6 protein-coding genes are annotated in these 11,755 nt (G+C 63.9%); 2 read left to right on the top strand and 4 right to left on the bottom strand.

The window, feature by feature from the left end:
- A partial coding sequence (locus VKV57_09035) for an LLM class flavin-dependent oxidoreductase (protein ID HLW60055.1) occupies positions 1-744 on the bottom strand: 744 nt, incomplete at its 3' end.
- Positions 745-1,854: 1,110 nt separating this feature from the next.
- Here VKV57_09035 and VKV57_09030 point away from each other — a divergent pair.
- Positions 1,855-3,618 (top strand): M28 family peptidase, encoded by a 1,764-nt coding sequence (locus VKV57_09030; protein HLW60054.1) that lies wholly within the window; start codon positions 1,855-1,857, stop codon positions 3,616-3,618.
- Positions 3,619-3,708: 90 nt separating this feature from the next.
- The gene (locus VKV57_09025; GenBank protein HLW60053.1) at positions 3,709-5,274 is read left to right on the top strand and encodes an ABC transporter substrate-binding protein; all 1,566 of its coding nucleotides are present in this window, start codon (positions 3,709-3,711) and stop codon (positions 5,272-5,274) included.
- Between the two features lie 441 nt (positions 5,275-5,715).
- Here VKV57_09025 and VKV57_09020 read toward each other — a convergent pair whose 3' ends face one another.
- From VKV57_09020 to VKV57_09010, 3 genes are all read right to left on the bottom strand, one after another.
- Positions 5,716-8,814, bottom strand: coding sequence for a glycosyl hydrolase (locus tag VKV57_09020; GenBank protein ID HLW60052.1), 3,099 nt, complete (start codon positions 8,812-8,814; stop codon positions 5,716-5,718).
- Positions 8,815-9,083: 269 nt separating this feature from the next.
- A complete protein-coding gene (locus VKV57_09015; GenBank protein HLW60051.1) occupies positions 9,084-9,977 on the bottom strand; it encodes a prolyl oligopeptidase family serine peptidase in 894 nt (297 codons plus the stop codon).
- 400 nt (positions 9,978-10,377) lie between these two features.
- Positions 10,378-11,304: a prolyl oligopeptidase family serine peptidase gene (locus tag VKV57_09010; GenBank protein ID HLW60050.1), complete on the bottom strand. Its 927-nt coding sequence runs from the start codon at positions 11,302-11,304 to the stop codon at positions 10,378-10,380.
- Positions 11,305-11,755 lie beyond the last annotated feature (451 nt).

Here is an 11,755-nt window from a genome sequence, read left to right as displayed (position 1 = left end):
CGCCCGGGGGTCCAGGTAGGTGCCGAAATAGGCGACCACATCCGCGAGCATGTTGCGCGCCTCGTCCCGGTCCTCGGAGATCGCCATCCACACGAACGCGCACGCATCGAAGCGCCGGCCGGGGGTCTGCGACCGCCGGAGTCCCCGCTGAATCGGCTCCATAATGAGTGAGGCCGATGCCGGTGGGGTAACCATCGGCAGCGTCCCGTCCCCGATCTCGCCGCTCAGTTCCATGAACTCGTCCCCCACCGGGCAGATCAGAATCGGCACGTCAGCCCGGTACGGCTTGACGCGCAGGTACGCCTTCTCGGTCCACCGGTAGACCTGCCCGCCGTACGCCACCACCTCGCCGCGCAGCAACCGCCGGACGATGTCGGTCGCTTCCCGCACCCGCTGCAGAACGTCGCTCCCCTGCATCCCGACCCACGTGATGGCGTCGAGGTTGTGCAGCCCGATGGTCGCACTCGCCCGTCCCTGGGCGATGTCGTCGAGGGTCGCGATATAGGTCGCGATCTCGGCCGGATCGGTGGTGTAGACATTGGTGCGGGCGTACAGTCTGATCCGGGAGGTCGTTTGGGCGACGGCCGAGTTCAGCACCCACGAGTTCAAGTGGAACATGTCGTGAGGGTACCAGAGGGTGTCGAACCCCAGCCGCTCGGCTAGCTGGGCAAGCGCCACCAGGTCGCGGGCGCCGCCGAGATCGTCGAGCAGCCGAACGCCGAACTTCACGTACTCGGTTCCCATCGCGCCGTGCCTCCTCTATAATCCAGCGCAACCCCGCACGACCTCACGCTCACGCCTGCGCTGGTCGAGGCTCATCCCTTCAGGGCGCCGCAGGTCAAGGGTTGGACGTCACACACGAACGGAAGCCGTCTGCGCGTTGGCCCGGGCGTGTCTCTCCGCTATCGCCTCCAAGTATGCGACCGGCCCGCCGGATCCGGCAATAGCTGGGGCACACAGTCTCCTCAACGCATGACTGGGCATCCTGCACAGTGCAACCGAACCCGCCCTGCGGCCACTCGGCCCGGCACGCCTGGTCGCCTGCCACTTCGCGGAGGCGATCGGCGACGGGTGTGCACCTTGACCGCGGGCGCGCGTCCGAACCGGTCGCGGCGCACATTGCCTTCCGGCCTTGGGAACGTCTATACTGAGCCCCGCGCCGGAACTTCGCGTATGGAGGCCGCGACGTGACAGCCGCTCAGTCCACTCTGCTCTTCCGCAGCATTCGCGTCATCGATGGAACCGGACACCCCGGCGTGGCGCTCCAGGACGTCCTGGCGCATGGAGAGCGGATTCAGGCGGTTGGGCCGATCGCCGCGCCTTCCCCGGAGGATGTGGAGGTGGTGGAAGGCGCGGAGTGTACCCTACTCACTGGTCTAATCAAGATACGCGCCCACCTGTACCCGGTACCTCGAGCTCATTCGGCTGTCGCCACCAGCAGCCCGCCAGAGATCTGGCTCGATGCATGGTCTGGCAATGAGGCTGGTCAAATCACCGAGAACCGCTGGGACTGTCACTCCCTCCGCCCCCTTGGGCCAACAACGCGGGGTTCTGCAATCTCGGCTTCGACCAGCTGGTCGTCCAGGCGGAACGTAGCATCGATCAGACGGCCCGCGACGCGCTGCTCAATCAGGCCCAGGACCTCATTACCCAGCTGGCCCCGAGCATATGGCTGCTCCAAGTCAAGCAGGCGCTCGGTATGAGCCGCAAACAGCACGATCCGGCGCTGATGAACTCCGAGCAGCTGACGGTCACCGGGCACACGTGGCTCGAGGCATAGCCGCGGCCGCGCGTACACAGCGACGGCCGATCTCGGCATCCGCCGGACTCCATCACGGTAGCCTAAGGTGATACATGCAGAAGGATCCTGAACGACAAATCAAAGATGCGATCTCTCCGTCGAAGCTCATGCGGTATACATCCGATCTTTCCCGGTGGGTGCGGTTATCCGGTAGCGAGGAAGAAGGGTACGCGTTCGACTATTTGGAGGCGATCCTCAAGGGGTTCGGGCTCACGGTCCAGCGCGACCGTCATGATGCGCTTATTTCATGGCCGGGCGAGGCTGCGCTCGAGGTCACCGCACCCGCCCGAAACACGATCCGCTGTATTACCCATTCGTTCGCGGCGTCGACGCCGCCGGGCGGGCTGGACACTGAGGTGGTGGCTGTTGGGGCCGGCTACCGCGGGGCCCAGATGCGCGGTAAGGTGGCGCTGGTCGATGGCCTCGCCATGCCCGGGCCCACCCGTCTCGCCGAACACGCCGGCGCACTCGGGATCATCTTTATCAATCCCGCACACTTATACGAGTCCATTGTTTCGACGGTGTGGGGATCCCCTACTCCGGAAGCAATGGGCATGCTTCCCAAGGTCGTGGCGGTGTCGGTTTCGCAAACCGATGGAGCGGCCCTGCGGGCGCACGCACAAAACGGGACGCTCCGGGTGAACATCCGCGCCGCGGTAGACACCCGATGGCGCAAGACGCCGATTCTCATCGCCGACCTCGCGGGACACGAGACGGATCGGTTCATCCTGTTCAGCGGGCACGTGGATTCCTGGTACCACGGGTCGATGGACAACGGCAGCGCGAACGCGGTGATGGTAGAGCTGGCGCGCATCTTCAGCCGTCGACGGGCACGATTGCGCCGAGGCATCCGGTTTGCCTTCTGGTCGGGGCATTCGCACGGAAGGTACTCGGGTTCCAGCTGGTACGCGGACCAGTACTGGCAAGAGTTGTATCAACGCGCGGTGCTCCATCTGAATATCGACTCGCCCGGAGGGAAGGGTGCCACCGTGCTCAGCGAGGCGCCAACCATGGCGGAGACCTGGGCGCTGGCGGCACGGGGTATTCGGGACGTGACTGGCCAGGAACTCCAGCAGCGCCGACTCAGACACAACGCAGATCAATCGTTTTGGGGCATCGGGGTCCCGTCGATGTTCAGTGACCTTTCCACGCAACCTCCGGCCGAGGGCGCAGGCGACGAATCCGGAGGGGCCACGCTTCACCACCGGTTGGGATGGTGGTGGCATACGGTGGACGATACCATCGATAAGGTCGATCGGGCCAACCTGCATCGTGATGCCCAAGTCTATGCTCTGGTGCTGTGGTGGTGGTGTACCGCACCCGTTCTGCCACTGGACTATCGGGAGACCGTCGCGGAATTACGAGAGGTACTCCGCGGCTTGCAGGCCGCCGCGGGGGATGCGTTCGACATGGCCCCGCCGCTTGACGCCCTGGATCGCCTCGCGGCAGCGACGGAGCGTCTGGCGGTCGCGATGGAGCACATCCGCGCGATCCCCGGACGCGGGACGCGCAGACAGCGCGCCGCCGCTGCCGCCATCAACGATGCCTTGATGCAACTCGGCCGGACGCTCATCCCGGTCACGTACACCGCGGCCGGGCCCTTCGACCACGATCCCGCGGCGCCGGTGCCCGCAATTCCTGGTCTTCAATCGGCGGCACAACTGGGCGCACTGGCGCCCGGGAGTGACGAACGGAAGGCGTTGCATGTCCGGCTAATCCGAGAACGGAACAAACTGGTGCATGCGATCAACACCGCAATCGAATCGGTTGATCGAACGGTGGACCGGACGAGGGGACTCGACAGAGCACGAGTCTAACGCCCGGACGGGTAGGTGCGGGCATCCGGCACCGGCACACATTCGGTGGGGGTGATGGACATGGCACCGAGAACCCCAGGGCGGAACGGGATGACGCGGCGAGACCTCCTGCGGTGGGGCATCGGAACTGCGGCCAGCGCAACCTCGTTCTTCGCGCCCCGATCGGCTGGCAAGATCGTCAGCGCGGCGCAGGCTCCGAAACGCGGCGGAACACTGGTCTACGCGTCCAGCGCGGACATCATCAGTCTGGACCCGGCGTACGGCGGCGACACCATTTCTTCGGCCCCTGAATTCATGATCTACGATTACTTGGTCCGGTACACTCCGGATCTCCGGCTGAAGCCTGACCTGGCCGTCAGTTGGGTTTCGGAGGGGACGACGTGGACGTTTAAACTCCGACAGGGCGTGACGTTTACCGACGGAACCCGCTTTAACGCCGGGGCGGTCAAAGCGCACTTTGATCGCATGATCGGTCAGGAAAAGCCGTTCCGCGCCAGCTACTGGGTGCCGTATGTCGAGAGCGTCGCGGTCATCGATGACGCCACGGTGCAGTTTCGCACGAAGTTTACGGACGCCGCGTTTTTGACGCGCCTGGCCGGTATCGGGGCCGCCATCGAGAGCCCCGCGGCGTTTCAACAGTACGGGAAGGACCTGGCCCGCCATCCGGTGGGCACGGGTCCCTTCAAGTTCGTGGAGTGGGTGGACGGCGAACGACTGGTCATGGTGCGGAACGACAACTATTGGGGGTCGAAAGCCCTGTTGGACCAGGTGACCATCCGGCCGATCGCCGACGATTCGGCGCGGATGATCGCGCTAACGTCCGGAGACGTGCAGCTCGTCCTGCATATCCCTCCCGAACTGGTGCCGCGCATCTTGCAAGATTCGCGCCTCACGGTTCAGACCACTGAGACCCTTTGGAGTTTTTTTGTCGGGATGAACGTCCTCAAGAAACCCTTCAGCGACCTGCGGGTGCGGCAGGCGCTCAACTACGCCGCCGACCAAATCTCGATTGTGCGCGCCCTGTACGGAACCCTCGCGGAGCCACTTCATTCGCTGATTCCCCGTGGCATGGCCGGTTATGCGACCGTGACCGGCTACCCGCACGACGCAGCCAAAGCGCAGCGCCTGCTCGCCGATGCCGGGTATCCCAAGGGGTTTTCCACTCACATGGTGGGGCCGAAGGGACGCTACCTGAAGGACTACGAACTCGAGCAGGCCATACAACAGCAGCTGCAGGCGATCGGGGTCACGATCAACCTTGAAACCGTGGAGTCCGCGCGGTACTTGGAATTAATCCGCATGGATCCGAGACACAGCCCTCTGGAGATGTGGTTCGATGCCTGGTCGGACGTGGACGCCGTGCATGCCATCGAGACGCGGTTCGGGTGCCAGTTCTTCCGTCCCACCGGCGCCAACACGGCCGGCTTCTGTGACGCGGACCTTGATCGGTTGACTACCCAGGCGGAGCGGACGTCGACAGAAGCCAGCCGTGACGCGTTGCTCCGACAAGCACAAGACGTCCTCGCGCAGCAGGTGCCGGCCGTCTGGCTCCTGCAACCCAAGGAAACCGCCGGGATGAGCCGCAGGCTCCACAACCCGATTCTCCTGCGCACCGGTACGCTCACCGTGAATGAGAAGACGTGGCTGGAGGCATGAGCGCCGATCGGGCCTGCATGCCGACGCCGTGGGTCTCTCCCGTCGCGACAAGAATTGGGGGGTGTTGAACGGGAAGTACTCGTGTGGGTGATCAGAATCCGCAGGGAATGAAGGTCGTGATGACGAGGAGCTTACGAGTCCAGGTTTGGCTCGAGACAATCCTCGGTTTCGTAACCGGCCTGGCATTCCTGGTCACGCGGATTTGGCGAGATTGGATCGAGGGAGTGTTCGATGGGACCCGAATCAACACAGCGGTGCCGTTGAATGGCTGCTCGTCGGCAGGCTATTCGTCGTCACCGCGGCGTTGTTCCCCGCGGCCTGTGTAGAATGGCTGCGTGCCACGATGACGGCGGGCTAGCGCTCTTCCCAGTAAACGCGGAACGGCGGTGTTGGGCCGTTGATTGATCGGCTGACCTCCCGCAGCTCGTTGAACCTGGTCCGTTAACCCCTGCTGCCTCTGCCGCGCACCCAGATCGGCGGGATCCCGAGTTCCCGCAGTGCGTTGCCAAACATTGCGACTTCTCTGCGCTTGACCTCAGCCAATCGGTCGAGCTGTGCATCTGTCTTCGCGCGGAGCTCCGCGAACAACTCGCGCGCTTGGTCGGTCGGCGCTGCCGTCCCCATGCCGGTCACATGGCCGAGGGTGGCCAACTGATTATTCAGGCGGACGGGATACTGAAACCGCCCCCCGAAGGTTTCGGACCGCGATTGAATCAAGGCGTCCTCTATGCCGTCCAGGGCGGAACCCAATTCGTTGGCCACGCCCGCCAGCGCACCGCTGCCGGGCAGGCCTTCGATCCGAAACATCCAATATTGCACCTGGGTTCGTATGTCGCGCAGGTCAAGGACGGCGTCGTGTACCTCAGTAATTTTGTCGCGCACCGCAACCAGGAAGTCGAACTGTGCCCGCAGGTCGTCGTCCGTCAGGGTGAGCCGGGGGTCCCGACGGATGTCGAACGAGCGCTCCAGCGTGAGGTCCCCTACGGTTAGCCGGACGCGATAGGTCCCCGGGAGCACGATTGGGCCATCAAGAGATCCGACCACCATCGAGACCCCCGGTATTTCACGCGCCCCAGCGAGGCGCATATTCCAGACGAATCGATTGGCCCCCTGCTCCGCGGGGACGGTGACCTGTTCGGTGCTCGGGGCGGCATGGACCATGCGAGACGGCGACGGCGCCGCAACCGGCTTGCTTGAGAACTCGCGGAGCAGAAGTCCCGAGTCGTCCAGAAATGCCAGCTTGACCTCGTCCATGGGCTTCTCGCGGAAGTAGTAATGCACCAGCACTCCGGTGGGAGGGTTTTGACCGGCATCGAGCAGCACCGGCGAACCGTCGCGTTCCAGCGCGGTGACGCCCAGGCCGCCCGCAATGGCGTAGCTCAGCGGTCCGCCTGTCCTGAGAGCGAGCCCGCGCACTTTTACGCGCGGCGTCGCCCGCGGCGTGAACAGGTGGATTCGTGCCGCGCGCACCTCCTCGGTCAGTTGTCGTATCGGCGAGGCGTCATCCAGCGTCCAGAACGAACGGCCGTGCGTCGCCAGCACGAGTTCATCGTTCTTCACCACCAGGTCGTGCACCGGGACCGTCGGCAGTCCGTTCCGCAGAGGGTGCCAGTGCGCGCCATCATCCACGCTGAAGACGACGCCGGTCTCGGTGCCAGCGTACAGGAGCCCCCGGCGGACGGGATCCTCGCGGCACACACGCGTGATGAGATCCTCGGGGAGGCCGTTCGCGATCAACTGCCAGGATTTCCCGAAGTCGGTGGTCTTCAGCAGGTACGGCCGCAAGTCGTCCAGTTTGTACCGCGTCGCGGCCACGTACGCCGTAGCAGGATCGTGTGGAGAAGCTTCGATGGTGCTGATCAACGCCCACTCGGGGAGGATCGCGGGCGTGACGTTCTCCCAGGTGCGCCCGTTGTCCGTTGAGATGTGGATCAGCCCATCGTCGGATCCGGCCCACAGGATGCCCGGTTGCACCGGAGACTCGCAGAAGGCAAACACCGTGCAATAGTACTCCGTACTGGCATTCTCTGGCGTGAGCGGGCCGCCAGAGGACCCCAGCTTCGTCGGATCATTCCGCGTAAGATCGGGGCTGATAGCCTCCCACCGGGCGCCTTCGTTCGTCGTTCTGAAGACATGATTACCGGTCGCGTAGAGGACGTGCGGATCGTGGGGCGAGAGGACGATCGGGAACGTCCACTGGAAACGATATTTCAGCCTGCCCGCCTCCCAGCCCGCCGCGTTTTCCGGCCACACCGTGATATCCCGGACTTCACCGGTCTGGTGATCATACCGAGTCAACATGCCTTGTTGTCCGTAGATACCGGCGAAGATGATATTGGGATTGTCGGGGTTGACTGCGATGTAGCCGGATTCGCTCCCGCCCACATCGTAAAAAGCGCAATACGTGATCGCCCCCTCGGTCGTACTGCTCGGGAGGGAGAGGGTCGTATTGTCTTGCTGGGCGCCGTAGACGCGGTAGGGGAAACTGTTGTCCGCGGTAACGTGATAGAGTTCGGCCGTGGGCTGGTTGTAGATCGTCGACCATGAGTCGCCGCCGTTGAGAGAGACGCTTCCACCGCCGTCGCTCCCGTTCACCATGCGTTGCGGGTTCTTGGGATCGATCCAGAGGTCGTGGTGATCGCCGTGGGGCAACGCCCGCTTCGTGTATGTGCGGCCGCCGTCCACCGATTTCCATAGATCTTGATTGGCGACATAGACCGTATCGGCATCCACTGGGTCCGCGAAGATGTGACTGTAATAGTACGGCCGCAGTCGCAGCTCGCGCTCACCGTTTACGCGGGTCCAGGTCGCGCCGGCATTGTCTGAGCGGAAAACGCCGCCCTCCTCCGCCTCGACGACTGCCCAGACTCTGTTCGGGAGCGCCGGCGACACCACCACGCCGATCCGGCCCTTGATACCGCGAGGGAGACCGGGATTGTCGGTGATCTCGGTCCAGGAGTCCCCGCCGTCGGTCGTCTTGAACAAACCGCTCCCGGGACCTCCGCTGCTCATCTCCCATGGAGTGCGGTGCGCTTCCCAAATGGCGGCAAAGAGGATGCGCGGATTGGTGGGATCCATGCTCAGATCGCACGCCCCGGCCCGGTCGTTCCGAAAGAGCACCCGGTTCCATGACCTGCCGCCGTCGGCAGACCGGAATACGCCGCGCGCCGGGTGGGCGCCGAACGTGTGCCCGAGTGCCGCGACATACACCAGATTGGCATCACGCGGATGGACCCGAATGCGAGCGATGGAGCGCGTCTCTGCCAACCCAACCGATTCCCATGTGCGTCCCTGGTCAGTCGACCGATAGACGCCGTCACCGTGCGCGATGTTGTTACGGATGCAGCATTCACCCATCCCGGCGTAGATGACATTCGGATCGGCGTCCGCCACCGCGAGGGCCCCCACCGATGCCGTCCGAAAGAAGCCATCTGAGATGTTCTGCCAGATCCACCCGGCATCTTCGGTCTTCCACACTCCGCCACCGGTGGAGCCGAAGTAGAACACCAACGGACGCTCGGGGTCGCCGGCGACGGCCACGACACGACCACCCCGGAACGGCCCAATCAGTCTCCACCGGAGTGAGTTGAGCATCCTTGCATCATGCGTGGTGCTCGGAGTGTTCATGGGCGGTGTTCCTTTCGGTTCTTGATCACACCACCATACCGTCTCATCGATCTCAGTTCACCGCGGCATTCTCGCCTCCCCGCGACCCGTGACCCCGGAGACTCGAAGAGCGCCTCGCCAACGATGCTCGGCCGACGTTCTCACAGCCCGTTTGAGAAGACCGGTCCCCCCGCGATTTATCGTCAGAGCGTCTCGGCGAACCAATGCTGGACCAGTGCGACGACTTTGGCGAAGCCGTACCCGCCAAATCCATCCTCGAAAGCATGCCCCAATCCGGGCAAGACCTCGAGCCTGACGCGTGGATTCCCCCCCTCGACGAGCGCTTCATACATCCACTGGGCATGATCGGCGGGAGTTCGCAGGTCGCTCCCGCCTTGCACCAGCAACACCGGTGTCTTGATCAGCCCTGCGTAACTAATCGGCGAAATCGCTTGAAAGTATTGGGGGTCGTCGTCCGGCGTGACCCCGTAGCGTTTGATCGCCGAACGGTATGTGCTGGGAGAGTAGTGCTGGATCCCTCGGATCCACCGCGCGTAGTCCGTGGGCCCACACATCGCCACGGTGGACCGCACCCTGGCATCCTTCGCGGCGGCGCGAAGCACAGCACTCCCTCCCCGAGAACGACCGGCGATCCCTACTCTGCGTGCATCGACATAGGGCAACTGCTCGAGGTAGGAGATGGCATTCTGGATGTCTTCCTCGTCGCGCAGATGGAACCGAGTCCCACTGTCGCGGAAGCGCTGAGTCAGAACGACGTAGCCGCGCTGAGCCAAGGGGAGCGAGAGCCATTCCAGTCCCTTATTGTTACGACCCGCCCCTGTTGAAACGACCAGTGCGGGCATCCCGTCCCCGATCTCTGGGCATCGGTAGAGGATCGCCTCGACCGCGGCGCCCTCGCTCGCGAACGTCAGTGGCGTGATGCTAACCTCTCGGCGCGGCGTGCCCGTGTCGGTCTGCGCATGCGCGGCTGCGTTCACGCGCGGGAACGCCGACAGGCCGGTGGCAGGATCGCCGGGCGCTACAGCATCGATCGTCTGCGTCCTGCGGAGATTACGCGGGTTGTCACGCGTTGCCATAACGATCGCCTCTTCGGTGCGCCCGTGCATGCGCCCACCCATCACGCCGAAAGTTCCTGTTTGCAGTCCCGGGGAGCGCGTGAATCCATGCCTCTCACACGACCGGTGCGCGGCGACCGCCAGCCACAAGGGCCCGCGCGAGATCCCGCCTCGGCCCCCGCGCTGTGCCGACAGCGTCACACAGCTCTGCACGAGGCCCCGGCAAGTATCCCGTCATCAGCGATCCTTTCGCTTCGCCACGCACGAAGCAAAGCCATCTCCGCGTGGAATCACGGGATCGCATCGAAGGCCATAACGCCTGTGACTGTGTCCGTCCGCTCAAGATTCGAGCCGTGTGTGTTCATTGACCGTCAGCAACCCCGTCTTGAGAACCGCAGGTTGTGAAGCCTTCGAAACAGCATCATAGCGTATCAGCAAACCATTGGTGGACAAGCGCCACGACCTTCTCGAAGCCGTATCCACCGTCAGCTTCAAAGGCATGCCCCAACCCGGGCAAGACCTCGAGCCTGACGCGTGGATTCCCCGCCTCGACGAGCGCATCATACATCCACTGGGCATGATCGGCCGGAGTACGCAGGTCGTTCCCGCCTTGCACCAGCAACACCGGCGTCTTGATCCGACCTGCGTAAGTAATCGGCGAGATCGCCTGATAGTAATGAGGGTCGTCGTCCGGCGTAGCCCCGTAGCGCGTAATCGCCGAACGATATTCACCGGGGGCGTAATGCTGGATCCCTCGGGTCCACCGCGCGTAATCCGTGGGCGCGTTCATCGCCACCGTGGAACGCACGCGAGCATCCTTCGCCGCGGCGCGAAGCACGGCGCTGCCGCCCCGAGAGTGCCCGACGATGCCGACTCGGCGCGCATCGACATCGGACACCTGCTCAAGATAGGAGATGGCATTTTGGATGTCTTCCTCGTCGCGCAGATGGAACCGAGTCTCACCCTCGCGGTAATGCTGAGTCAGTACCATGTAGCCGCGTTGAGCCAACGGGAGTGAGAGCCATTCCAGCCCTTTGATATTGCGATCCGCCCCTGTTGAAATGACCAGCGCGGGCGCGTCGTTGCCTTGCGCTTGGCATCGGTAGAGGATCGCCTCGACCGCGGCGCCCCCGCTCGCGAACTGCACCGGCGCGATGCTGACCGCTCGGATCGAGACCCCCGTGTCGCTCTGCGCCCCTGCGGCCGCGCTCGCGCACCGCAGATCGCGCAGATCGGTGGTGGGATCGCCGTTGACCAACAGCTGTTCAGCGGTGTTGGTCGGCACTCCGGTACCGATCTCGTGCACCATGCCCAGACCGAGCGTGCGGTTGCGGGTCGCCGTAACCATCACCTCCGGGCGAACAAGAACATGCGCTCGATGATCGCCCCAGATTTTGCCGTCTGCATTCCGACTCCTCCTCTCGGAGATGTCCGGGGCCAGTGACCGTCAATCTTGACGTCCTCTTGAAGACTGCGCAAGAAATGCGTGTATGCCGAGGACCAGTGGGACAGCGAACGTTGATCCTGTTCGCCTCGGGGACTGGACCGTGGCACCGTGGATGCCGTCCTGTCGGACCAGGATCGCCTTCGCAGCAAGATACCGGTGCTCGGCTGGAACTTCGAAGCAGATCAGCATCCGTCACCCCAGCGGATGCCGCGCGGTCACACGTTCGCGGTGGTCGACCTGAAGTGCGGGATCACCCGTTCGGCGATCAGCCGCATCGCCTCCGCCGGTGTGCGGCCGAGCGGGCCGCCGATGGAGATGTGGTTGAACCCGGCCTGCACGATCACCTCCAGTT

The organism is bacterium (assembly GCA_035307765.1).
Taxonomy (GTDB): Bacteria; Sysuimicrobiota; Sysuimicrobiia; order Sysuimicrobiales; family Segetimicrobiaceae; genus Segetimicrobium.
The sequence above is the reverse complement of the archived record's forward strand: the minus strand, read 5'-3'. Positions and strand labels throughout refer to the sequence as shown.

What these genes read in the sequence shown, in the direction of transcription:
- VKV57_09030 (HLW60054.1), top strand. Translation starts at nt 1,855, where the DNA reads ATGCAGAAGGATCCTGAACGACAAATCAAAGATGCGATCTCTCCGTCG.
- VKV57_09025 (HLW60053.1), top strand. Translation starts at nt 3,709, where the DNA reads ATGACGCGGCGAGACCTCCTGCGGTGGGGCATCGGAACTGCGGCCAGC.
- VKV57_09015 (HLW60051.1), bottom strand. Translation starts at nt 9,977, where the DNA reads ATGGCAACGCGTGACAACCCGCGTAATCTCCGCAGGACGCAGACGATC.
- VKV57_09010 (HLW60050.1), bottom strand. Translation starts at nt 11,304, where the DNA reads ATGGTTACGGCGACCCGCAACCGCACGCTCGGTCTGGGCATGGTGCAC.